18 protein-coding genes are annotated in these 24,306 nt (G+C 67.9%); 6 read left to right on the top strand and 12 right to left on the bottom strand.

Annotated features, from left to right (window positions below; translation table 11 throughout):
- Window positions 1-694: 694 nt before the first annotated feature.
- The 4 genes from ACT54L_RS21415 to msrB all read right to left on the bottom strand — a co-directional run bounded on the left by ACT54L_RS21415 (window position 695) and on the right by msrB (window position 9,678).
- The gene (locus ACT54L_RS21415; RefSeq protein ID WP_476087668.1) at window positions 695-3,595 is read right to left on the bottom strand and encodes a hypothetical protein; all 2,901 of its coding nucleotides are present in this window, start codon (window positions 3,593-3,595) and stop codon (window positions 695-697) included.
- Window positions 3,596-4,088: 493 nt separating this feature from the next.
- Window positions 4,089-6,947, bottom strand: a complete 2,859-nt coding sequence (locus ACT54L_RS21410; protein ID WP_476087667.1) for a hypothetical protein — start codon at window positions 6,945-6,947, stop codon at window positions 4,089-4,091.
- A gap of 201 nt (window positions 6,948-7,148) precedes the next feature.
- Window positions 7,149-9,260 carry a S9 family peptidase gene (locus ACT54L_RS21405; protein WP_476087666.1) on the bottom strand — a complete coding sequence of 704 codons (2,112 nt, stop codon included), beginning with the start codon at window positions 9,258-9,260 and terminating at the stop codon, window positions 7,149-7,151.
- A complete protein-coding gene (gene msrB, locus ACT54L_RS21400) occupies window positions 9,253-9,678 on the bottom strand; it encodes a peptide-methionine (R)-S-oxide reductase MsrB (RefSeq protein WP_476087665.1) in 426 nt (141 codons plus the stop codon). The genes ACT54L_RS21405 and msrB overlap by 8 nt, the downstream gene beginning before the upstream one ends.
- A 523-nt stretch (window positions 9,679-10,201) precedes the next feature.
- Here msrB and ACT54L_RS21395 point away from each other — a divergent pair.
- Window positions 10,202-10,618 (top strand): Ros/MucR family transcriptional regulator, encoded by a 417-nt coding sequence (locus tag ACT54L_RS21395; protein ID WP_209102498.1) that lies wholly within the window; start codon window positions 10,202-10,204, stop codon window positions 10,616-10,618.
- A gap of 706 nt (window positions 10,619-11,324) precedes the next feature.
- Entirely contained in the window at window positions 11,325-11,930 is a 606-nt protein-coding gene (locus ACT54L_RS21390; RefSeq protein WP_476087664.1) for a DUF6456 domain-containing protein, read from the top strand.
- 43 nt (window positions 11,931-11,973) lie between these two features.
- Here the strand turns inward: ACT54L_RS21390 and ACT54L_RS21385 are convergent, their stop codons facing one another.
- The 5 genes from ACT54L_RS21385 to ACT54L_RS21365 form a co-directional block, all read right to left on the bottom strand.
- Entirely contained in the window at window positions 11,974-13,269 is a 1,296-nt protein-coding gene (locus ACT54L_RS21385) for a four-carbon acid sugar kinase family protein (RefSeq protein WP_476087663.1), read from the bottom strand.
- Window positions 13,269-14,573, bottom strand: a complete 1,305-nt coding sequence (locus tag ACT54L_RS21380) for a ribulose-bisphosphate carboxylase large subunit family protein (RefSeq protein ID WP_476087662.1) — start codon at window positions 14,571-14,573, stop codon at window positions 13,269-13,271. The genes ACT54L_RS21385 and ACT54L_RS21380 overlap by 1 nt, the downstream gene beginning before the upstream one ends.
- Window positions 14,574-14,582: 9 nt before the next feature.
- A complete protein-coding gene (locus ACT54L_RS21375) occupies window positions 14,583-15,122 on the bottom strand; it encodes a VOC family protein (RefSeq protein ID WP_476087661.1) in 540 nt (179 codons plus the stop codon).
- A 19-nt stretch (window positions 15,123-15,141) separates the two neighbouring features.
- A complete protein-coding gene (locus ACT54L_RS21370; RefSeq protein ID WP_476087660.1) occupies window positions 15,142-17,025 on the bottom strand; it encodes a TRAP transporter large permease in 1,884 nt (627 codons plus the stop codon).
- Between the two features lie 267 nt (window positions 17,026-17,292).
- Window positions 17,293-18,306 (bottom strand): TRAP transporter substrate-binding protein, encoded by a 1,014-nt coding sequence (locus ACT54L_RS21365; RefSeq protein WP_476087659.1) that lies wholly within the window; start codon window positions 18,304-18,306, stop codon window positions 17,293-17,295.
- Window positions 18,307-18,480: 174 nt separating this feature from the next.
- Here ACT54L_RS21365 and ACT54L_RS21360 point away from each other — a divergent pair, with 174 nt between their 5' ends.
- Together ACT54L_RS21360 and ACT54L_RS21355 are read left to right on the top strand one after the other, a co-directional pair.
- Window positions 18,481-19,503, top strand: a complete 1,023-nt coding sequence (locus tag ACT54L_RS21360; RefSeq protein ID WP_476087658.1) for a LacI family DNA-binding transcriptional regulator — start codon at window positions 18,481-18,483, stop codon at window positions 19,501-19,503.
- A gap of 87 nt (window positions 19,504-19,590) precedes the next feature.
- Window positions 19,591-20,058 (top strand): YbaK/EbsC family protein, encoded by a 468-nt coding sequence (locus ACT54L_RS21355; protein ID WP_476087657.1) that lies wholly within the window; start codon window positions 19,591-19,593, stop codon window positions 20,056-20,058.
- 7 nt (window positions 20,059-20,065) lie between these two features.
- Here ACT54L_RS21355 and ACT54L_RS21350 read toward each other — a convergent pair whose 3' ends face one another.
- Window positions 20,066-20,560, bottom strand: coding sequence for an RrF2 family transcriptional regulator (locus ACT54L_RS21350; RefSeq protein WP_476087656.1), 495 nt, complete (start codon window positions 20,558-20,560; stop codon window positions 20,066-20,068).
- Window positions 20,561-20,653: 93 nt separating this feature from the next.
- Here ACT54L_RS21350 and ACT54L_RS21345 point away from each other — a divergent pair, with 93 nt between their 5' ends.
- Window positions 20,654-21,106: a carboxymuconolactone decarboxylase family protein gene (locus ACT54L_RS21345; protein WP_476087655.1), complete on the top strand. Its 453-nt coding sequence runs from the start codon at window positions 20,654-20,656 to the stop codon at window positions 21,104-21,106.
- A gap of 11 nt (window positions 21,107-21,117) precedes the next feature.
- Here the strand turns inward: ACT54L_RS21345 and ACT54L_RS21340 are convergent, their stop codons facing one another.
- Entirely contained in the window at window positions 21,118-22,347 is a 1,230-nt protein-coding gene (locus ACT54L_RS21340) for an MFS transporter (protein WP_476087654.1), read from the bottom strand.
- A gap of 71 nt (window positions 22,348-22,418) precedes the next feature.
- Between ACT54L_RS21340 and ACT54L_RS21335 the strand changes: the two genes are divergently transcribed.
- On the top strand, window positions 22,419-22,835 hold the full coding sequence (locus ACT54L_RS21335) for a helix-turn-helix domain-containing protein (RefSeq protein ID WP_476087653.1): 417 nt from the start codon (window positions 22,419-22,421) through the stop codon (window positions 22,833-22,835).
- Here the strand turns inward: ACT54L_RS21335 and solA are convergent.
- Window positions 22,832-24,016, bottom strand: coding sequence for an N-methyl-L-tryptophan oxidase (gene solA, locus ACT54L_RS21330; RefSeq protein ID WP_476087652.1), 1,185 nt, complete (start codon window positions 24,014-24,016; stop codon window positions 22,832-22,834). The two genes, ACT54L_RS21335 and solA, sit on opposite strands and share 4 nt — an antisense overlap.
- Window positions 24,017-24,306: the final 290 nt, after the last annotated feature.

The following is a 24,306-nucleotide window of genomic DNA, read 5'->3' as shown; positions in this document are numbered from 1 at the left end:
ACCGGCGGGCGGGGAGCGGGGCGGGACCACGGGCGGCGCGGGCATGCTGGCACAAGGGGCGACCCCGGCCACGCAAACACGGAACCATGGCACTCCTCCCCAAGACCGGGGGGCTCTTGCGGGCCCCCTTCCTGACACCACGGCGCACGCCCCTCGAAAGAGGTCGGCCCCGAAGAGGGCGCTCGGGCAGACGCGCCTCCGGCAAATGCCTTGGGTGCGCGCCGTCGATGCTCGCCTTCGGTGCGCGCCCTCGGGGTGCCTGCCCCGACTGCACCCTCCGCCACGCGGTTGATGCAGGCCCTGACGGGGCGGCGATGGTCGCCGTGATGTTGCTGAGTGTGTCGTGGCCGGGGGGCAACCGCAAGCCTTGGGATCGCCACAATTGGGCTAAACCCGCACTGTGACTGAAATTTAATGCGGGGCAGGCGGCCCCTGCGCAGCCACGTTCAAGCCTCGTGCATGTGTTCCTGTCGTCTGTTACCTCCCGCAGCGCTCGCCGCACCGCCATTGCCGGCGGGCGTCGGACCAGCCCGCCTCCCACCCGCCCGCCTGACGCCAGATGGAAAGGCAACCGAGAGGCCGTCGGCGGAACAGCCGTCGATGCCCGCGATCTGCACAATGCCGGTCGCCGCCATTGAGGTCGTCTCATCTGCGCCTCTGCGGGCCCGGGAGACGGCCGGCCGCGCGCTGCGGCTCACACCAGCCAGTCGTGGCCCGTGGCGGAGGTGAAATCGAGCTGGACCACTAGGTCGTTATAATCGGCATCGCCGCCGCCCGTCTGGTCTTCCCAGCCCCAGGTGTTCAAGCCGTAGCTCCAAAGGTGGCCGACGCTGACGCCATTCACCTTCTCGTTGGCGCTGGAAAAGCCCCAATAGGTGTGGCCTCCCGAAGACAGCGACATGGCGACAAGGTCCCCGTGATCGACGTCGGAGAGTTTCGCCTGGCTGAATTGGCCGTAGCCGGCGCCCGAAATGGCCGTGGCGCCGGTGTCGGTGTGGTAGGCGCGGGTGGCTGCCGCCGCCGCGTAACCCGTCTGGCCCGGGGCGATGCCGTTGATGGTGCCGGCATAGTCGTCCACCTTGTAGAAGGTGACGGCGCTGTCATTCATGCCGTTCTGGCGCAGCCGCACCACCACATCCGCGTCATCGGCGCCACCCGCGGTGAATGCCACCGCCACCGGACGGGCCACCTCCACCGTGCCATGGGCATTGGCGAAGTCCACAAAGCCATAATCGGAGGTCAGCGCCGCCTGATAGGCTGTGGCGGCGGCGCCGCCGATGGAGACGGAGACCGTGGCGCCGGCCTCCACATGGGCCTCATACACGCGTCCCTGCGCCTGGCGGTCGAACAGGGTGACGAGGTCGGACGAGAAGTCCGATTGCAGGCTCTGCTGGGCAAACTGGGCGGTCCAGGCATAGGCGGCCGCGCTGCCGCTGGTGACGGCGGTGGCCTGCGTGCTGAACTGCAGCGCGATGTCCGTGTTGGCCGGGCTCGTGGCCTGGAACAAAAGGCTTTGCGTCACGCTCGAGGTCCAGCCCGCGCCCGCCCCCTCCAGCACCGGGGTGGGATCGTAAGACATCTGGGTGTGGGCGATGGCGGTGAGCGCCCGGGCCAGCAGCAGGCCGTTGGGCGAGCCGAGGCCGGAAACCAAGTCATAGCCGGTTCCCGCCTCATAGCCATAGCCGGTGGGCGTGACGGCGGTCTGCTCGGAGGTGACGGGCTGCTTGGTGGTATAGGAGCCGCCCAAGTAGAAGCTGGACGTGTTGTTGCCCATGGTGATGTCATTGAAGGCCCCCGGCGCGATGGCGGCAGCCTGGTAGATCAGGTCGTTCATGTAGCCGAGGTTCGGCAGGCCCTGGTCGGAAAAGATGGTGTTGATCTGGGTGAGGAGGGCGGCCCAGACTGGCGCGGCGGCGCTGGTGCCGCCCTCAGACATATTCAGCGTCATGTCGCCCTGCGGCGTCAGGTAATACATGTTGCCGCCGGCATTGGCCGTGACATCCGGTACGCCGCGGCCGGGCAATCCAGAGACCAGATCGGTGGGCGTCAGGCCATAATCGATCTGGTATCGGGGGGTCGCCTGGGTGGTGTCCACTCCCCCCGAGGAGGTGTTGTTGGTCAGATAGCCGTTTTCGATCTTGTTGCTGGCGGTGACGTAATAATCGTTCCACACCGTCTCGATGAAGGTCATGACGCCCGACTGGTCCGACACCGGTGTCTTCAGACCGCCCGCAATCAATTGCCAGAGCGTTGCCAGCGTGCCCGCCTCGGCGGAGGCGAGCACGCTGGTCAAAGTGTTGTCCTCGTTCGCCGCCCCCACGACCGACACCGAGGTGCCGCCGACCACGAGCGTAAAGGCGCTGGAGGAATTGGCTTCCACATTGGTGACGCCATTGGCGCTCCCATTGCCCGATCCGCCGTCGCCCAAGGCCTCCACGACCGTCTGGTTCTGGAGCGCCGCGTCCTTGTAGAGTTCCGCATAGGCCCGATAGAAGGGGGAATCGGGCGCCTGGATGGTCAGGTCGCCCCACGACGAGGAAATGACGGCCGGCCGCGTGCCCCGGGTCAGACCCTCCGGTGTCTGCCAGAAGGCACTCTGATAGGCCGTATAGACGCTGCTATAGGCCATCCCGTTGTAGCCTGACCCTACATAGAGCGCGAGGTCGCTGTTGGGATTGATGGCGGTGACAATGCCCACGTCGAGCGACCGCTCCGTGCTGGTGGCACCCGTCTGCGCCCCGGCCTCGCCTTGGGTGTAGGCAACGCCCGTTCCGGTCACACCCACATAGTCCCAATATTGCTCAAGCAGGGTCTGGAAGCTGACCGTTCCGGGCACGGAGGTGCCGATGTTGGGCTCGATCAGGCCGATCATTCCAGTGTTGACCGTCTCGCCCGACAGCGGGAAATTGTAGATCCCCTTGGCGATGTCCTGCGGAAAGAAGTTGATGCTGTCGCTGTCCGCGTCGCTCCAGTTGCCGATGCTCTGGGCGCCCTGGGGCAAGGTGACACTGACATTGCCGGCCAGATTCTGGCCCGGCGGCGGGTTTTCTCCATCGTCCACCCAAAGGCCATCCACCGCCGCGGCGATGGTGGAGGGCAGGCTCAGATTGCCGTTCCAGAACAGGCAGCTGTAGCCGTCGCTGGTGATGCCGCCGACCATCAGGTCGGTGCCGAACAGCGCCTTGAACTGGCTGGCCGTCAACGAAAGCCAGATGGTGCGGGATTCCGCCGAGGTAACATAGTCGCCAGTGGTGGCGGGATTGCTGCCAAGGACCGTATAGCCGGAGTGCTCCAGCTCGGTCTTCACTTGGTCATAGGTGGTCTTGTCGGCGCCATACTTGGTCCAAAGCTCTTCTGAGCTCATGGATTGCAGGGTTTTCTGGCGCGTCCCCCAGTCGCTCTCCAGCAGTGCGGTGGGATCGGTCGCCCGGTGGAGCACCAGCGCCACATTGATCGAATAGGTGTCGTCCGCTGTTTCTACCTCGGAATCGCTGAACCCGAAGGCGGCGGCCACCGTATTGGTGCCGGGCTGAAGCAGGCCGTAGGCGGAGAAGTCCAGATAGGAGGAATGGGCGATTTCAGTGGTCGAGGTCATCGCACGTGGCCTGTTGCGCCGGGCAGCGCCGGCAAAAGGACGGAGGGAGAAGACGGGGACGAGCGCAAGCTTGCCTCAGACGGGGCTTGGCTGGAGGCGGGTGATGGGGCGGGACGGGAGAAGGCCCCATGCACGCCCGCGCCAAGGCCCTGGGGCTGGCCGTGGGAAGCGCTTGCCGGCCGGTCGGTGCCGCGCGCCGACGCACCGGCCGAACGTCCCCGCCGATCCCCGCTCCGGGCGCGGCGCTGTCCTGGCGATACCGATCCATGGCCCACCTTCCTCGGATCGCACCCAAAGAGCGCTCGAAGGTCCGCACCCGTCGCCTCCCGCTGGCGCGGCTCCCGCGCAGTCCGGTGCCCTGTGTGCGAGCGGCGCAAATCTGCCGGGACGCAGCGGCAGCCGCAAGACGGGCGGACCGCGCAACCCGCTGAAAAGCCGCTCTATGACTGAAATTTAACCTGGCCGCCGGAGACCCCGGCGGGCGCAGCCGGCCTCAGGCGAGCCACTCCTGCGCGTTCGCCAGCGTGTTCGCCGTATAGGCGCTGGAGAAGTCGAGCTGCACCACGAGGTCGTTATAATCGTGGTCGCCACCGCCATAGGTGTCTTCCCAGCCCCAGGTGTTGAGGCCGTAGCTCCACAGATGGGCGACGGACTGCCCGCCCACCTGCTCATTGCCCCCGGCAAAGGCCCAGAAGGTGTCCTTGCCGTTGAACAGGCGCATGGCGATGAGGTCGCCGGCATCCACGCCAAAGATCGCATCCCGGGCATAGGCGCCATAGCCCGCGCCAGCCACCCAGGTGTCGCCATCCGAGGTCAGGTAGGCCCGGGTCTGCGCCGCCGCCGCATAGCCGGCGGCGCCCGGGGCGAGGCCGGCTATGGTGCCGTTGAGGTCGTCCACCTTGTAGAACTGGACCTCCAGGTCGAACATGCCGTTCTGGCGCAGGCGCACGAGGGCGGTCTGGTCGTCGAGGCCGCCGGCGGTGGCGGCCACCGCCACGGGTCGCGCCACGTCCACCTCGCCCGCCGCCCCGGCAAAGCTGCCGAAGCCGAAGTCCGAGGTGAGGTCGACCTGGTGCCCTGCGGCCGAAGCACCGCCAATGTCCACGGACAGAAGCGCTCCCGCGGCCACGTCCATGTGCGTCACCGTGCCTTGCGCCTGCCGGTCGAACAGGGTGACCAGCTCCGGCGCGAAATTGGCCTGGAGCGACTTCTGCGCGAAGGCGGCGTTCCAGGCATAGGCATCGCCCATGGCGCCGGCGAAGGTGGAGGCGTGCCCGTCCACCGTCAGGCCGAAGCTGGTCGCCCGCGCGAGGCTCGACTGCACGATGAGGCTCTGGCTGGCGCCGGAGACATAATGGATGCCGTCCCCCGTATCCTCGACCAGGGCGGCGACGTGCGGATGCATCTGCGTCTGCCCGATGGTGGCGAGCGCGCGGGCGAGCAGCGTGCCGTTGGGCGTGCCGAGGCCGGTGGTCAGGTCATAGCCCTCACCCGCCTCATAGCCGAGGCCGGTGGGGGTGATGGTGGTGGTGCCACCGCCGCTGGTGTCGGTCACCAGCGTGCCGCCGGCCACGTAGGTGGAGATGTTGTTGCCCAGGCGCACGTCGTTGAAGGCGCCGGGGGCGATCGCCGCCGCGATATAGAGCAGGTCGTTGGACATGCCGAGGTTCGGCAGCAGCTGGGCCTCGAAGATGGTGTTCACCTGCAGCGCCAGCGAGGCCCAGAACGGGGTCGAGGCACTGGTGCCGCCACTCCCGTTTTCCGAGGTGAAGTCGGCGTTCGGCACCCAGTAGGAGAGATTGCCGCCCGAATTGGCTGATACGTCCGGCAAGCCGCGTCCGTTGCCGCCCATGGGGTTGGTGGGGGTGAGGCCGAACTGCGCCTGGTAGGAGGGAATCTCAAGGCGCGTATCCACCGCGCCGGCGCCGGCCGCATTCACCAGATAGCCCGGCAAGAGCCCGCTGCTGCGAAGGTCGTACTGGTTCCAGACCGTTTCGACGAGGGCATTGTAGGCATTCAGGGCGGTGGGTGCCATGGTGAGCCCGCCCTCCACCAGCATCTTGAGCGTGCCGAGATCCTCGGCTTCCACCGCTGCCAGCAGCCCGGCCAGGGTGGCATCCGTCTCCGCCGCCGGCACAAGGCTCAGCGAGGTGCCGCCCACGAGCGTCACATAGGGCGATGAGCTGGCGGCCTGGAAGTTGGGAAGTCCGGTTGCCAGCTCGCCGCCCGACCCGCCATCGCCCGATGCGATATAGATGGACAGGCCGCGCAGGGCGGCATCCACGAACAGCTCCTGGAAGGCGGCGAAGAAGGGCGAATCGGGCGCGGGAAGGGAAACGTCACCAAAGGACGAGGACAGGACCGAGGGATTGTGGGCCAGGTCCCAGATGGCGCCCTGATAGCTGGCGAACGTGGAGCCGCCCAGCAGGCCGGAGCCGGCGTAAAGGCCGATGGTGGAATTGGGATTCACCGCCGCCACCACGCCCACGTCCAGGGAGCGCTCTCCACCAAATTCCGAGCTGAATTCCTGCCCGCCATTGGCCACGGTGTAGGTCTGCGGCGTGCCGGTGACCTTGATCGACGCCAGATAATCCGCCACCGCTTGGTCGAAGGTGGTGGTGCTGCCCACGGTCAGGGCTGAGCCGATGACCGGCTCCACCAGAGCCACGGTCCCGGTCACGGAGGGGCTGCCGGTCAAGGGCAGATGGTAGACGTCGGCAATGTCCTGCGGCGGCAGGACGATGCCGGTGGCGGACGCATTGCCCGGACTCTGCGGTCCGGGCTCCAGCGTCACCGACGTGCCCGTTAGGGCCTCCACCGCTTCCCCGCCGGCTCCCTCGATATAGAGGCCCGTGGCGGGGATGGCGGCCGGCAAGGTCAGGTCGCCCTCATAGAAGACCTTGAAGTTGCCGGGCTCGTCATTCACCAGCAGCGGGGTGCCGAACAGCTGGTTGAATTGCGCCGGGGTGAGATTGACCCAGATGGTGCGCGAGGCTGCCGAGCTCACATGGCCGTCGGTCGCGTCCGCGTCGCCCACAACGGGAATGCCCATGCCGGCGAGGGCGGCCACGGCGGTGTCATAGGTGGCTTGGTCGGCGCCATAGGTGGTCCAGAGCGTGCCGTCCGCCTCCATCCTGGCAAGGGTGGATTGGCGCGTCGCCCAGTCGCTGTGCAGGAGGGCGGTCGGGTCGTTGGCGCGGGGCAGGATGAGCGCCACATTATAGATCGGCGCGGTGCCCAGATAAGGCTGGATGTTCGCCGGATCGAAGCCGTAGGCCTGCTGGACCGTGGTCGCCGAGGTGGTGCCCCAGCTTGTGAAATCCAGATAGCCCGAGTTCTCAAGCACGCTCATAAGCCAGGCCCCCGTCCGGCAATTCGCGATTTATTTCGGCTGGGAACTTAGTCAAGGCGCTGGAGTCGATCAATATGGTGGCGCGCTTTCCCCTGCGTTTTTTCTTTGTGTTACGAAGCCTTTCATCTCTTTCCGCTGTGTCGTTCCCATGTAATGGCCGGTCCCATTCAAGGCCTATCCATCACATGGGAAGACAAGAGCTCAGGCGATGTGACCTGTCACCTTCAGGGCGAACACATAAGTCAGCGCCACTTCCTCCAGCCGGTCGAACCGCCCGGAGGCGCCGCCATGGCCGGCGTCCATGTTGGTGCGCAGCAGGATTGGGTTCTTCGACCTATTGGCCACCCGCAGGCGGGCGATCCACTTGGCCGGCTCCCAATAGGTCACGCGGGGATCGGTCAGCCCCGCCAAAGCGAAGATGGCCGGGTAGTCCTGGACCCGCACATTGTCCACCGGGGAATAGGCCCGGATGCGGGCGAAGGCGTCCGCATCGGCAATGGGATTGCCCCATTCCGGCCATTCGGGCGGGGTGAGGGGCAAGGTGTCGTCCAGCATGGTGGTCAGCACGTCCACGAACGGCACTTCCGCGATGACCCCCGCGAACAGATTCGGCCGCAGGTTGGCCACCGCCCCCATGAGCATGCCGCCCGCCGAGCCGCCTTGCGCCACGATGCGGTCGGGCTTGGTGAAACCCTCTGCCACCAGATGGTCCCCGGCGGCGATGAAGTCGGTGAAGGTGTTGGTCTTCCCCTCCAGCTTGCCGTCCTGGTACCAGTGCCAGCCCTTATCGGTGCCGCCGCGCACATGGGCGATGGCATAGACGAAGCCGCGGTCCACCAGCGACAGGCGGGAAGTGGAAAAGCCGGCGGGAATGGTGATGCCATAGGCGCCATAGCCATAGAGCAGGCAGGGCGCGGAGCCGTCGAGCTTCAGGTCCGCCCGGTAGAGCAAGGTGACGGGAACGCTCTCCCCGTCGGGGGCGGGCGCGTGGATGCGGCGGGTCACATAGGCCTTGGGATCGTGCCCGCTGGGCACTTCCTGGCGCTTCAGGAGGTGGCGGCCGCGCGCATGCATGTCATAGGCCCACACCTCCGCCGGCGTGGTCATGGAGGCATAGGTGAAGCGCAATGCGTTGGTGTCGAACTGGTAGCCGCCATCCATGCCCAGCGCATAGGCCTCCTCGTCGAAGGCGATGGGATGCTCGTCGGAGGAAAAGACCGTGCGGATGACGATGCGCGGCAGCCCGTCCTCCCGCTCCAGCCGCACCAGGAAGCCCCGGAACGCCACATGGCTCAGGATCAGCCGGCCTCGGCGGTGGGGCACGAGGTCGGTCCAATGCTCCCGCGCCGGTGTGGCGGTGGGGGCCATGGCGATCTTGAAGTCTTCCGCCCCCTTCTCATTGGTCAGGAACAGCAGACGATCCTCGCCGCCGAGATCGGGATGGTGCTCCACGTCATAGCGCACGCCCACCTCGCGGGCGGCCACCAGGCGCGGCGGCGCGTCCGGCTCCGACAGATCGATCAGGTGCACTTCCGAGGTCTCGTGGTCGCCGCAGGCGATGAGGCCGAAGGCGCGGGACTGGGTTTCCCCCAGAGAGACGAAGAAGCCCTTGTCCGGCTCCTCATAGATCAGGACGTCGCTGGCAGGGTCGGTGCCCAGCACATGGCGATAGACCTTGGAGGGGCGGTGCTCCGCGTCGCGGCGGATGTAGAAGAGGCGCGTGCCATCGGCGGACCACAGAAGATCGCCGGTGGTTTCTTCCACCAGGTCCCGCAGGTCTTGCCCGGTGGCCAGATCCCGGACGCGCAGGGTGTAGAGTTCCGATCCCGCCTCGTCGACGGAAACGGCCAGGCGCGCATGGTCGGGCGAATGGCGGATGCCGCCCAGGTGGAAATAGGCCTTGCCCTCGGCTTCCTTGTCGCCGTCGAACAATATCTCTTCCGCGCCACCCTCCACTGTGGTGCGGCAATAGAGCGGATGCTGGCCGCCCTGGCGGTGGCGGGAGAGATAGGCATAGGGGCCATCGGGCGCGGGCACGGAGGAATCATCCTCCTTGATGCGCCCGCGCATCTCCTTCACCAGCAATTCCTGCAACCCCTTATGGGGGGCGAAATAGGCGTCCGCATAGGCGTTTTCCGCCTCCAGATAGGCGCGGATGTCGGGTGCGAGCACGGTCGGGTCGCGCATCACGTCGCGCCAGTTCTCGGCCTTCAGCCAGGCATAGTCGTCCTCCAGCGTGACGCCATGCACCTGCCGGCTGAACGGCTTGCGGGGCGCCACCGGAATGGCGGGGGCGGCGGCAACCTCAGTCATGGTCGGCGGACTCCGGGGCGAAGGACAGGGCGGTGCCGTTCATGCAGAAGCGCAGGCCTGTGGGCTGGGGGCCGTCGGGGAAGACATGGCCCAGGTGCCCGTCGCAGGTGGCGCAGCGCACCTCGATGCGACGCATGCCGTGGCTGACATCCTCGTGCAGGGCCACGGCCTCCCGGGAGACCGGGGCGAAGAAGCTCGGCCAGCCCGTGCCCGAATCGAACTTGGTGTTCGAGCCGAAGAGCTCGGTGCCGCAGGCGGCGCAGCGATAGCGGCCGGTGCGCTTCTCGTCCCAATAGGGCCCGGTAAAGGCGCGCTCGGTGCCGTTTTCGCGCAGCACGCGAAACTGCTCCGGCGTCAGGCACGATTGCCATTCCTGCTCGCTCTTGATGACCTTGCGTTCCGCGGTTTCGTCGGTCATGGCCACCTCCGTGGCGTGGTTAGATCGGGAAAATCCAGATGAAATCGCGGCGGGACAGGTGAAGGACAGGCGAGGGGGTGTTAAGTTGAGCCGATAGTCATTTCTGCGTGAAGGCGAACGTCTGAGCGCAGCGCTGGTTCCCTGTCCTGCCGAATGCCGTGGTGACACGTTCGACGGCTCACATATGCATCGGGATGCTGCGTCGCAAGGCGCCATTTTGGCGTCCAATGGTAATCCTTCCGGCAACATTCTCACGCTTATGGCCTGTGCGCGGCCTGTGCACTTGGATCGATGCTAGTGCAGAACGTGCGTTAGCGGGTTTCCTCAGGCGCCGGGAAGAATAAGGGTGAGGAATGGCAGAATGAACTTGCAATTCACTCTGCTTCAACATAACTACCTAACAACAGCGGTTATCGACTCACCGCAACTGTGTCACGGCGCTGATTTTTAGCGGACGCGAAAAAGGGGCAGCGCAGTCCATCTGGAATTCCGCCTCAGAGCTTCAAACCCTGAAGAAAGTCCAATGAGCGACGCAATGGAATCGACCTCCTATATCGAGCTGGCTGCGGATATCGTCTCTGCGTATGTCAGCAACAATTCGGTCGCGGCGGCCGATCTGCCGAGCCTCATCAATGAAGTCCACGCCGCTCTGCAGCGCGTGTCCAAGGGCGAGGCCGAGCCGGCGCCCGAGCCGCTGAAGCCGGCCGTGCCGCTGAAGAAGTCGGTGACGCCCGATTACATCATCTGCCTGGAAGACGGTAAGAAGTTCAAGTCGCTGAAGCGCCACCTGCGCACGCAGTACAATATGAGCCCCGAGCAGTATCGCGAGAAGTGGGGCCTGCCGGCCGACTATCCCATGGTCGCCCCCAATTATGCGCAGGCCCGCTCCGAGCTGGCCAAGCAGATGGGCCTCGGCCAGCAGCGCCGTCGCCGCCGCTGAGCGCACGCTTCCGCATTGCCGGACGTATCAAGGCGCCGCCCCCCGGGGCGGCGCCTTTTTGTTGACCGCCCGCCGCCCCCCCCCAGCCCCGGGGGCGCCTTTGGGCTCCTTCTACGCCGCGCCGCGCGGCGGGGGGCTTTGTTGTCCCCGGCCGCATCTCAGGACGGGGCTTTTCCCTTGAGCAGCCGCAGCAGCGCGGCATGGCGTCCGGGATCGCTGTGCCCGGTGGCGCTGAGGCGGGCCCGGCGCGCCGCCCGCAAGTTGGCCCGCAGCCCGTCAGCCGAGCCCCCAAGCGCCAAGCCCTCCATATGGCGCCGGATGTCCCCCTCCCGGTCGCCGGGCGCGAAGCCCACGATGGCGCCGCGTCGGCGTCCTCGGCCGGCCGATGGCGTCGGCGGTGGTGGACGAGAGGCTCTGGAAGCCTGCATGGGAAAATCTCCCTTGAAAAATGCCTGACAATGATCCTAATGTTGAGGGCGTCGACAGCGGCGCGTGCCGCCGGCTGCGGCACCCGGGTCTTGCGGTTTCTTGCGTGAGGATAAGAGGTTCGGCTCCGGTCGCGGACGCCAGCAAATCCGGCGTGTGTAGTAATAGGATAAATTACCTATTTTGGAGAATGCAAGATGGGTGGTGCGGAAAATTTTCAAGTCCCTTTGGTTGCGGTCCGAGGGGCCGCGGTCGTTCCGCCCCGCCGGGGGCGGCGGGCATGACGCGGCGCCTTTCACCCGCCACCCGGGAGCGGGCCGGTGGCCGTCGGGCGCGCCCCGCCCGCACTTCGGCGCGGCCCTTGGCGGCCCAGCGCATCCTGCTGAATGGGGCCGAGCATGAGGTTCAGGTGGATCTGGCGGAAAGCCCGCTGGCCTGGCTCGCCCAGCGCAAGGGGCGGGATGGCACCGCGCTCATCGATGCCGCCCAATTGGTGGCGGGGGAGCGCCTGCGCTCCGATTTCACCCGGGCCGGCCTCACCCCGCGCGTGACCACCAACTGGGACCCGGCCGGCGGCGCGGGCCCGGGGCAGGGCGGTCTTGCCTTCAGCGAGCAGGTGCTGGCCGCCAAGGGCCGCCTCGACCGCGCGCTCCAGGCGGTGGGGCCGGAACTGAGCGGCGTTCTGCTGGATGTGTGCTGCTTCCTGAAGGGCCTGGAAGCGGTGGAGCAGGAGCACGGCTGGCCGGCGCGCACCGCCAAGGTGGTGCTGGGCCTCGGGCTCAGCCGGCTGGCGCGCCATTATGGCCTTGCCGCCGCCGCCACCGGGCGCGCCCATGGCCCCGTTCGCGCCTGGCGGGCCGATGCGGCGGGCGAGGCGCCCGAGTGAAGAGGAGGTGTCCCTCCGGCACCCCCGCGGGCCGGAGGGACGTTCAGGCGCCGTGTCGCAGGCGCTCGAACAGATCCGGGGCGCCCATCTGGCCGCCCTTCAACAGAAGTTCCATGCCATCAAGGCGGGCATCGTCCGCATGGGCGCGGCAGAGGGCAACGCCCGGATCGGGGGCAGTGACATAGCTCAGGCCCCACAGGCCCAGCGCCTGCACGGCCCGGCTCGACGTATCGCCCCCCGCCACCGCCACCCGGCGCACCGGGCAGCGCGCCAGCACGCGGGCCAGCAGGGTGGCAGTGCGGGACGCGAGGGTGGCGGACAGGGCCGTGTCTGCGGCGGATGCATCGTCCGGCGCCGTCCAGGTGAGGACCGAGCGGCCGGCGGCGAGATGATCGGCAAGCGCTGTGGCCTGCGCCTCCCCATAGGCGGGATCGGCGGCGAGGCGGGCGCCGTCCAGCGGCACGCGGACGAAGGAGGTGGCGGTGGCCACTTGCCGGGCAGTGACGGGGGACAGACTCCCCGCCACCACCAGCAGCGGCCCATCGGCCGGCTTCAGGCGCGGCGGAGCACCCAAGGGCGCGCCGGCGTTCCAATGGCCGGCCACAGCCTCCGCCACGCTGGAGGCGCCGATGGCGAGCAGCGGGTGGGCCTGCGCCCGCGCCCACAGGGACGCGCCGATAAGCGGCAGGTGGGCCGCCTCCGTCACATCGAACAGAACCGGGCCGGCATCGCCCAAGGCGGCGAGGCGCGCCTCCAGCCCGGCGGCGCCGCTCGCATACGCCGGCAGATGCACGCCTTGCACATCGCCCAACCCCTGCGCGGCCAAATGCAGCCGCAGGTCCGCCTCCCCCATGGGGGTCACCGGATGGCGGGCCATGGTGGGGTGGCGATCGATGCGGTGGACGGCGCCGCCTGTGCCGGCGGCCGCGAACAGGGTGCTGAAGGCGCAATAGCGCCCGATGCTGGGTTGTCCGCCGATGAGGGGCAGGAGGGGATTGGGAAAGTGCCGCCCGAGCGTGCGCGCCGCCACTGCCACATTGCCCACATGGGGAGCGCTGTCGAAGGTGGAGCAGACCTTATAGTGCAGGAGCCGCACGCCCAATGCCGCGAAGAAGGCCCCCGCCGGCTCCAGCTCCGCCGCCATCTCGCCCGGCCCCATGGCCCGGGTGGCGCCTGCGATCCCCACCGCATCGAGGTCGCCCGCCCGCGCCAGATGCTCAGAGCGGGGTACGCCCAGGAACATCAGCGCCTTGAGGCCCGCGCGGGTCAGCGTCGCCAGCGTGTCGCTGGCGCCGGTGAAGTCGTCCCCATACCAGCCATAAAGCGGGCCGGGCGTCATCAGCCGCGCGCCCCGAAGAAAGCCAGCGCCGCCGAAAGCTCCGGCGCGCTGCGTGCCGCCTCTTGCAGCGACTGCCCCGCCGCCACCGCCGCGAAGGCCTGCCGGATGGAGGTGACGCCCGCCGCCGGCCCGCCGGGATGGGCCATGATGCCGCCGCCGGACATGAACAGCAGGTCGGTCTCGCCAATGGCATTCCAGGTGGCCGGCACGGTGCCCGCCCACTGGCCGGAGGAAAAGGCGGGCATCACCCGGTCGTCCACCGCGCCGGCCAGCCGCGTGAGGCTGGCGCGGGCACCGGAAATGACCTCCTCGTCCTCCTGCGCGAACTTTCCTTCCAGGCCATGCACATGCATGTGGTCGACGCCCGTCAGGCGCCAGAGCACTTGATAGGCATCATAGCCCATGCCCAGAAGCGGATGGCGCGAGAAGGCGCCGAAGCCGTTGCGGTGGCCGTGCAAGGCCAGGTCCGTGCTGCGCCGGAGGGTCTGGATGGCGGAAAAGCCGCACCAGTTCAGCGAGGCCATGACGCAGGAGCCGCCTTCCTTCGCCACCAGATCCGCATGCCGGCGCATGGCGTCGGTCTCGTCGGTGATGTTGAAGGCCACCATCACATGCTTCCCGGTGCGGTCCTCATGGGCGCGCACGCGGGCCATCACCGCGGGAATGCGATCTGCCAGGGGCGCATGGGCGGGGTTGGCGGAGATTTCGTCATCCTTGATGAAGTCGAGCCCGGCGGCGCAGAGGTCTCCCACCAGCGCGCCGGTCTCTTCCGCCGAGAGGCCCACATTGGGCTTGATGATGGAGCCCACCAGCGGCCCGTCCGCCACCCCCGTCAGCCGTCGCGTGCCGGCCACCCCCTGTCGGGGCAGGTCGAAGGCGGCGCGGAAGGCGGGGGGCAGGCTTACCGTCTCCAGCCGCAGGCCGGTGACTTCGCCGAGATCATAGAGATTGCCGGCGACCGTCGCCGCCAATGTCGGCAGGTTCGGCCCCACATTGGCGATGGGGAAGGACAGATGCACGCGGGCGCGGCGATAGGGGCCTTGGGTGCCGCGCTTGGTCAGATAGGCGTTGGGGAGGCTCGGTTCGGAAACCTGCCCCAAGTCCTCGATGGCCGTCACCTCGGCCCGGGCGCGTTCGCGCAGGGCATCCGTCTCGCCATGGACGCGGGTGAAGGTGCCGCAGGACTGCTCCCCGGCCATCACCTCGGCGACCTTTTCCGGCGCAAAGGGCGTCTCGATGAGATAGGAGGCGGAGAAGCGCGTGGCCTCCCCGCCGGCGCCGATCATGCGATCGGGGGCGCTCATGTCGGGGCCTCAGAGGGTGGCGAGATCGGGGAAGGGGCGCACCGGGTCGGTGCCGTCCCAGCCGATGGAGGCCTCGCGGATGAGCTTGAACAGCTTGCCCTTCGGCCCCGCCACTTCGGACAATTCGATCACCGTGCCCGGATGATACTCGGTGTCAAAATAGATGAAGCGGCCCTTCTCGCCCACTTCCCCGCTCATGGCCGGCTTGAAGCCCTGGGCGAGCAGGCGGGCAAGGTCTGCGTCGTAGTTTTCGGTCCAGTAAGCCACATGCTGGAGGCCGGTGCGCCCGGCCTTCAGGAAGTCGCGATACATGGAGGGCGCGTCGTTCCGGGTCTGGATCAGCTCCATCTGGAGCGGCCCGGAATTGGCCAGCGCCACCGAATTGTGCACCTCATAGGGTTCGCCATGATAGGTGTAGTTCACGATCGGCACGCGCGGATTGTAGAACCACGGGCCGATGCCCAGCACGCGGCTCCAATAATCCATGGCGGCCTCGATATCTTCCACCACATAGCCGGCTTGCCGGATCTCGCCGAAAAATCGGCTCATGACGCACCTCGAGGGTCGGTTAGAAACGCAGGAATCCGATGGAGATCCACGGCACGGCGGCGACGATCACCAGGCCCACCAGGAGCGCGGCCACATAGCCCCAGATGTGCTTGAGGCCTTCGTCGGGATGGATCTTGGAAATGGCGCAGGCGCCGTAATAGCCAACGCCAAAGGGCGGGGCGAAGAGGCCGATGCCCATGGCGAAGATGACCACCATGGCATAGTGCACCTCGTGGATGCCCACGGCCTTGGCGATGGGAAAGAGCAGCGGGCCGAACAGCACGATGGCGGGAATGCCCTCCAGCACGCTGCCCAGGATCACGAAGGCGACGATGGAAATGGCCATGAAGCCGGCGCTGCCGCCGGGAATGGACCCCATGGCCTTGGCCAGATTCTGGGAAAAGCCGGACTGGGTGAGGCCCCAGGCCATGGAGGTGGCGCAGCCGACGATGAAGATGATGGCGCCGGTCAGCGAGGCCGTCTCCACCAGCATGGGCTTCAGGCGCCGCCAGTCGAACTGGCGATAGAGCAGCAGACCGGCCAGAACCGCATAGACGATGCCGATGGTGGAGACTTCGGTGGCGGTGGCCACCCCTTCCACCACCGCCGCGCGGATGACGAAGGGTAGAGCGATGGCGGGCGCCGCGATGAAGGCGAGCTTGGCGATCTCCTTGGCCGGCGGCTTGCGGATATGGCTCAAGTCTTCCTTGCGATAGCGCCACCACACGACCGTGCACAGCGTCGCGCCCAGCACCACGGCGGGCAGCATGCCACCGGTGAAGAGGGCGGCGATGGAGACGCCCGTCACCGAGCCGATGGTGATGAGCACGATGGAGGGCGGGATGGTCTCGGTCTGCGCGCCGGTGGCGGAGAGCAGGGCCACCAGGTCGCCGGGAGGGGCGCCGCGCTTCTTCATTTCCGGGAACAGGACCGGGGCGATGGCCGCCATGTCGGCGATCTTCGAGCCGGAAATGCCCGACACCAGATACATCGCTCCGATGAGCACATAGGACAGGCCGCCGCGCACATGGCCGAGCAGGCTCGCCAGGAACTGGATCATGGCTTTCGCCATGCCGGTCATCTCGATGAGCGCGCCGAGGAAGATGAAGAGCGGCACCGCGAGCAGGATGAGATGGCTCATGCCCTCGTCGAGCCGGCCCACCATCACCAGCATGGGCGTGCGGGTGGTGAGCGCCAGATAGGCGAAGGTGGCGAGCGCGAAGGAAAAGGCGATGGGCACGCCGGAGAGCACGCAGGCCGCCACCAGCCCGACGAAGAAGATCACCAGGTTCCACTGGCCGAGCGGCTTCAGCAGCGGCCCCGCCAGCCAGAAGGCGGCGACGATGGCGGCGGTCAAGGCCAGCGCGGTCAGCACCATGCGGGGCGCGCGCAGCTTGATGAGCCGTATGAGGGTGACCACCAGCATCAGCCCCACCCCCACCGGAATGGCCGAGGCGCGCCAGGAATTGGAAATCTCCAGCGCCGGGGTGACGATGAAGCCTTCCTCCTGGGCATATTCGATGGCCGGGTGGAGGATCAGCAGCAGGAAGGCCAGCGGCGCGGTGAGGGCGGCCCCTTCCAGCAAGGCGGCGGTGCCGGCCTTCACGCGGGTGAGCAGCGCGGCCATGCGCATATGCTCGGAGCGGCGCAGCGCCACCACGGCGCCCAGCATGGACAGCCACAGGAACAGGATGGAGGCCAACTCGTCCGACCAGACGAGCGGGGCGTGCATGACATAGCGCGAGATGACGCCGGCCAGGAGGATGACGATTTCCGCCACCACCAGGGCTGCGACGACGGTCTCGAGCAGCAGTCCCAGGGCCCGGTCGAACAGGTCGATCAGGCCAAGGGCTCCGGTAAGGCGCACCTCGGGCGAGGTGGCGCCGGCATGGGGGCCGGACATGGGCGTCCTCCAGATTGATTGCTTCGGTTCTTAAGCGACGCTGCGTCTTAGAACCGGAGCCGACCAGATGGAAAGCACCTGATCGGAAAAGTCGCGCATGACGTTGGGGAAGATGAGGCGAAGCGTTCCAGACTGCGGACCTTCGCGCGCATTTCCCGTCACCCCGGCGCTTTCGGGGGCGTTATTGAAGAATGACCTAAGGGAAGGCCGGGCAATCTTGGCGGGGCGGCTCAGCCTTCGGCGAAGACTTGGCCCGCCCCCGCCGGATCAGAGCTTGCCCACCGCGCCTTCCAGGAGCGCCCAGGCCTCGTCGCCGAAGCGGCCCTTCCACTCGGTATAGAAGCCGTTGTCCCGCAGCTTCTGGCGGAAGCTCGACGGGTCCACCTTGTTGAAGGTCAGGCCCTTGGATTCCAGGTCCGACTGGACGTTCTCGTTCAGCTTCTTGATGTCGCCGCGCTGGGCAAGGCCGGCATCATTGATGGCCCCGGACACCACCTTCTGAAGATCCGCCGGCAGTTCGCGCCAGGCGCGGCCATTGGCGATGAACCAGTAGCCGTCCCAGATGTGGTTGGAGAGGGAGCAGTATTTCTGCACCTCATAGAGCTTGGCCACCTGGATGATGGGCAGGGGATTTTCCTGCGCGTCCACGATGCGGGTCTGGAGCGAGGAATAGACCTCGGAGAATTGCAGGCTGGTGGGCGAAGAGCCCAGCGCCTTGAACATGGAGATGGAGAGCGGGCTCACCGGCACGCGGATCTTCAGGCCGTCCATGTCCTTGGCGTCGGTGATGGGGCGGTTGGACGTGGTGATCTGGCGGAAGCCGTTGTCCCACATCTTCTCGAAGGCATAGAGGCCGGACTTGGCGATGGCGTTGCGCACCAGCGTGCCCACCGTGCCGTCCATGGCCTTCCAGACCTGGTCATAGTCGGCGAACGCAAAGCCCACCGCATTGATGGCCGCCACCGGCACCAGCGTCGCGATCACCAGCGCGGACGGGGTGAAGAAGGTGACACCGCCGGAGCGCACCTGCGCCAGCATGTCGGTGTCGCCGCCCAACTGGTTGTTGGGGAAAATCTTGATTTCCACCTGGCCCTTGGTCTCGGCCGCCACCCGCTCCGCCGCCTGCTGGGCGCGGATGTTCAGGGGATGGGAGAGGGGGAGGTTGTTGGCGTATTTCAGCTCATATTCCGCGGCGCGGGCGATGCGCGGCATGCCGATGGTGGCAGCGGCGGACAGAGCGGCGGCAGAGCCCAGGAATGCGCGGCGCGACAGCGGATACATCACAGCCTCCCGAATATTGGTGTTTTTTGATGGATTGTTCCGTCGATTTGATGGAACAATAGGTTTTGAGCTTATCCTGTCAAATCGAAAGACTGATGTGTTTTGATGTGTTCCGATCAAGTCGCGGCAGGAGTTGACGAAACGGCAGGGGGCGAGGACGCCGCCACCCGCCGCATGGCCCGCATTCCCGACGTGGCGCGGCGGGCGGGCGTGTCCACCGCCACGGTAGACCGCGTGCTCAATCGCCGCCCCGGCGTGCGGGCGGGCACGGTGCAGAAGGTGCTCCAGGCGGTGGCGGAGCTGGGCTATCCCGCCGATCTGCCGGCCCCGCTGCTGGGCCCGGGCCTGAAGCCCCTGCGCATCGTGGTGCTGCTGCCGGCGGGCACCAATCGCTTCATCACCATGCTCGGCCGCATGCTGGCGGAAAGCACGCCCATGCTGGAGGCGGCGCATATCACCTGCCGCGTCGAATACATCAAGAGCTTCAATCCCGAACTGCTCGCCCGCGCCTTGCTCCAGCACGGGCGCACCGCCGATGGCCTCGTCTTCATGGCGCTGGAGCATCCCGCCGTGCGCGAGGCGGTGAACCGGCTGGCGGAGAAGGGCGTGCCCTGCGCCACCCTCATTTCGGATGTGGCGGGCACGCGGCGCCTCGCCTATTTCGGCCTCGACAACCGCTCGGCGGGGCGCACCGCTGCCTATCTGATCGCCCGCTTCGTCGGCAACCGTCCGGCCAAGGTCGCCATGATCGCCGGCTCGCTCTCCTACCGCGCCCATGAGGAGCGGGAGATGGGATTCCTGCACCTCTTCCAGGAGATGTTCCCGCAGATCGAGGTGGTCGGCCTGCGCGAGGGGCAGGACGACGAGGCGCAGAATTATCGCCAGACCCGGCAATTCCTGGCCCAGCATCCGGACCTCTCCGGCCTCTACAATATTGGTGGCGGCGCGGCCGGTGTCGGGCGGGCGCTGAAGGAGACGCGGCGGGCGGGGGAGGTGGTGTTCGTGGGCCATGGCCTCACCCCCGACACCCGCGCCTTGCTGCTGGACGGCACCATGGACGCGGTCATCACCCAGAGTCCGCAAGGGGCGCTCGCCAGCATCGCCACGCTCTTTTCCAATGTGCGGGCGGGGCTTGATCCCCTGGCCGGGGTGGAGCCGCCGCGCATCGAGATCATCCTGCGGGAAAACCTGCCCTGACCTGTGCGCGCGGCGAATCGGGTAAGGACGGGCCAAGTCCTTGCCCGCGAAATCCTTGCCCGCGAAATCCTTGCCCGGAGCGTTTCCATGAGCCTTGAGAGCGTGCGCGCCTTTTTCGCCGAGCATGCCCCCGACATCCAGGTCGAGGTCCTGGAAACCAGCACCGCCACGGTGGCGGAGGCCGCCGCCAGCCTCGGCGTCGCGCCCGCCCAGATCGCCAAGACGCTCTCGCTGCGCATCGGCGAGGAGGTGGTGCTGCTGGTGGCGCGCGGCGATTCCCGGCTCGACAACAAGAAGGCGAAGGCTATGCTGGGCGCCAAGCCCCGCATGCTCGGCCAGGAGGAAGTGGCGGCGCTCACCGGCCATCCTGTGGGCGGGGTCTGCCCCTTCGGCCTGCCCGCGGGCCTCAAGGTCTATTGCGACGTGGCCCTTCGCGCCTTCGACGAGGTGATGCCCGCCGCCGGCGCCGGCAATGCCATGGTCCGCATCGCGCCTGAGCGCATGGCGGAACTGACTGGCGCCATCTGGGTGGATGTCTGCCAGACGGCGGAGTGACCCCCGCTCACCGCTGCTGCTTCTTCACATAGTCCTCCACCGCCGCCTTGTTCTCCGCGTCGATCAGCCGTTCCCCGTCGGCCAGAAGGTCCGCCAGCGTCTGCTGACGCAGGACCGCGCGCCAGGCCTCCTCGGCCGCGAGCATGCGGCTCTTGATGAAGCAGTCCACCTTGTAGACGCACGGATCGGTGGACTTGCCGGGCCCCCGCCTGCGGATTTCCCGGCACACGAAGGCGGGCTCGGCGCCGTCAATGGCCTCCACGATGTCGGCCAGCGTGGTGGCCTCCGGCGCGCGGGCGAGGCGATAGCCGCCCCGCGGGCCGGGCACGGCATCGATGAGCCCGGCGGCGGCGAGCTGCCGCAGGTGCTTCAGGAGATAGGTTTCCGAGACCCCGTGCATCTCGGCCAAGGCCTTGCCCGGCAACACCTTTCCCGCCGGCAGACCGGCCAGAACCAGCGCGCAATGCAGTGCCGCCTCCACCCCATCGCTCATGCGCCGCATGGGCTGCTCCCAGATTTGCGTTTGTCGTCCGCCAGAATCGTGGATAAGATTTATCCATGAATAGGGCTCAGGCCCACTTTAACGGAGGTTTCCATGTCGTCTCGCATGAACATTGCCGCCCTGGCGCCCGATCTCTACCAGGCCATGCGGGGGCTTGAAGGTGCGGTGTTGAAGACCGGCCTTTCCAAGCGCGATTTGCATCTCCTGAAGCTGCGCGCCTCCCAGATCAACGGCTGCGCCTATTGCGTGGACATGCATGTGAAGGAGGCGCTGGCCGATGGCCTCGATCCGCAGATGCTCCATCTGGTCTGTGCCTGGCGGGAATCGCCCTTCTTCGATGCCCATGACCGGGCGCTGCTGGAATGGACGGAGGCCGTGACGCTGGTCGCCGACACCGGCATCCCCGATGCCGCCTATGCCGCCGCCAAGGCGGAATTCTCGGACGGCGACATCGCCCGGCTGGTCGTCGCCATCGGCGCCATCAATCTTTGGAACCGCATCGCGGTGGCCTCCCGCATGCAGCACCCTGTGCCCGCCGCCCATTGAGGCGCGGGCCGTCAGCCCTTCCGGGCGGTGACGGCGAGGGCCGCGCCCACCAGGCCCGCCGCCGCCAGGAAGGTCAGCCGCAGTCCCTCGGACACGGCGGCAGGGGATGGGGTATCCAGCCCGCCGAGCCCCGCCTCTTGAGCGAACAGCGCGCCGAGGAGCGTGGCCCCCGCGATCAGGCCGAGATTGCGCGCAAGGCCCAGGAGCCCGGAGACCGTTCCCCGCCGCGCCGCCGGCACCTCTCCCAGGGTGCCGGTGGTGTTGGCGGCGAGGAACAGCTGGTAGCCGGGCGTGAGGAGGAGGAGAGCGGCCACATAGCCGCAGAGCCCGGCGATCGGCGGCAGCAGGGCCAGCAGCACGGCCCCCGCCGCCAGCAGGGTCAGGCCGCCCCGCGCCACGGGCGCGGCGCCGAACCGGTCCACCAATTGTCCCGCAGGGACGCCGCTCAGCATGGACAGCGCCGGCCCCACGGCCAGAACGAGCCCGATGGCTGCGTCCGCCAGCCCGAGCCCGAGGCGCAGATAAAAGGGCCCCACCACCAGCGTGCCCATCATCACCATGGCCACCAGCAGATTGGCCAGAAGATTGGGCCAAACGCGCGGCACCACCGGCCCGCCCGCTTCCTGCGGGTCACGGGACCCTCGCGGTGGCCGCGATCGGGGCACGGCGCGCCCGGCCAAGGCGAGGGCGACCACCGCCAGCGGCACGAGCAGCAGGAACAGGCCGCGCCATCCGCCGACGCCCAGCACCACGCCCCCGAGCGCCGGGCCGAGCGCGGTCCCCATGGCCGAGACCGTGCCCAAGAGCCCCATGGCCCGGCCCACAGCTCGCCCCGTGCGCGCCGCGCCGGCCGTCTCGCGCATGAGCGCCGTGGCCAGCGTCATCATGAAGGCGGCGCCCACCCCCTGGAGCGCCCGCGCCGCGATCAGCAGCGTGAGGCCCGGCGCCAGCGCGCACAAAGCGGAGGCGAGCGCGAACAGGGCAAGGCCCAGAAGCAGCATGGGCTTGAGCCCGAACCGGTCGCCCAGCCACCCGGCGAGGAGGGCGAAGACGGTCATCCCCGCCAGATAGGCCACCACCACCCCTTGAACCGCGCCGAATGGCGCCGCCAACGACTCTGAAAGCGCCGGAAGCGCCACATTGGCGATGCTGGTACCGAGCGCCGCCAGCAGCACCGCCAGCGCCAGGGCGGCGCCCGCGCCCCATCTTTGTCCTTCACCGTCTTCACGCGTCCCGTTCATGGCCTTGCCCCTTGCGTCAAAAGCGATCGCGGGCGAGGCTACGAATTCAAGTCCACTTGAGGTCAAGGGTCATGCTGCTGGACATTGGCGAGGTCTGCGCGCGCACCGGCGTGCGACCGTCGGCGCTGCGCTACTATGAGGAGGTGGGGCTGATTTCCGCCGCCGCCCGCCATGGCCTGCGCCGGCAATTCGCGCCGGAGGTGCTGGTCCAGCTCAAGCTGATTGCCCTGTGCCAGGGGGCCGGCTTCTCGCTCACCGACATTGCCGGCATGTTCGGCACCGGCGATGCGCCGGCGCTGGATCGCGCGGTCCTCCACCGGCGGGCGGATGAGATCGACCGGCAGATCGACGAGTTGACGGCCCTGCGCGAGACCTTGCGCCATGTGGCGGAGTGCCCCGCGCCCTCGCACATGGAATGCCCCACCTTCCGCCGCCTGCTGGACGGGGCCGTCCGCCGCCGCCCCCCGCGCCTCAAGCGCCCCGGCTAGCTGGCGCCCGTCAGCCGTCCGGCGGCGAAGGCGGGGCCGAGCGGCGTGCCCGGCTCCAGGAGATGGCGCGCCACCATCTCGCCGATGCCGGCGGAATGCTTGAAGCCGTGGCCCGAGCAGGCGGAGACCAGGAGCACGCGCGCCATGTCCGGGTGATGGTCGATGAGGAAGCCATTGTCCCGGGATGTGGTGTAGAGGCACACGACGGCGCGCGTGGCGCGCGGCGCGACACCGCCCAGTTTGCCGGCTATGTGATGGGCGTGCATCGCGGCCACCTCGGGGTCGCGGACGGTGCGGTCTACCGTGTCCGGGTCGCAGGAGGCGCCATATTGCTCGGTGGCGACCTTGATGCTGCCGGGGCTGGCGCTGGGCGGGAAGCCATAGAAATAATCCTCGTCCCCATCCCCATGCATCCAGATGAAGACCGGGCTGCCGGCGGGGAATAAAGCCGGCTCGGTAATCTCCAGCCAGTACAGCACTTGCCGCTGCACCTGGAAGGCGGGGGTGAGCGCCGGCCCGAGGAAGGCGTGCGCCCAGGGGCCGGCCGCCACCACCGCCTGGCCGGCGAGGATCGGCCCGTCCGCGGTCTCGATCCGCACCCCCGCGCCCTCCTGCGCGAGACCGGTCACTCTGGTGTCCGTCACCACCTGCGCCCCCAGCCTTTGGGCCTGTGTGATCTGGGTGCGGATGGCGGCCTCGGGGCGCACATAGCCGCCGCCGGGCTCGAAATAGCCCTGCTCGTCCCCGCGCAGGCCGATGAAGGCCGGGAAGCGGCGGCGGATCTCGGCGGCGTCGAGCACCTCATGGGCGACGGCATGGGAGGTCGCCACCTCCACCGTCCGGCGGAGGAAGTCCGGCTTGCCATGATGGGAATTGGGCGCCGAGGCGGAGGCCATCACCAGCGTCCCGGACGGCACCAGGAGGGATTCGCCCGTCTGCGCCTCCAGCTCCCGCCAGATTCGATGGGAGGCGCGCACGAGCGGGGCATAGGCCGCCCCTTCGCCCACCGCCTCCCGCGTGATGCGCGTGTCGCCATGGCTGGAGCCGAAGGTGTGGGGCGGCGAAAACCGATCGATGCCGATCACCCGCGCCCCGCGCTTCGCCAGTTGATAAAGCGCGGCGCTGCCCATGGCGCCAAGGCCGATCACCGCCACGTCGCAGGAGGGAAGGGGGGTGCGCATGAGGGATCTCCGGGAGGACGCGGCACGGCACCGCCATAAAGCAAGTCCGCGCGAAGGGGGAAGCGGCTTGCGGGGAGGGATGTGTCAGGACGAGGGGCCAGAAGGCGTCCGGCTTGCCCTGTCCAGCGGCCATCTTGCCCGTGAAAGACCCCCGGGTTCCAGCCAAACGCGGTGGCAAGGCGGGGCGCGGGCGGCCCTTCCCGTCAAATCACTCCATTTCGGAGGGATTTGCGGCGGCGCGAAAGCCAACGGCGGACGGTAGCGCGCGAACGCGGCCCAAAATCGGCCCG

Source organism: Aquabacter sp. DMC10 (assembly GCF_056314145.1).
This window is presented reverse-complemented; position numbering and strand designations above follow the sequence as displayed.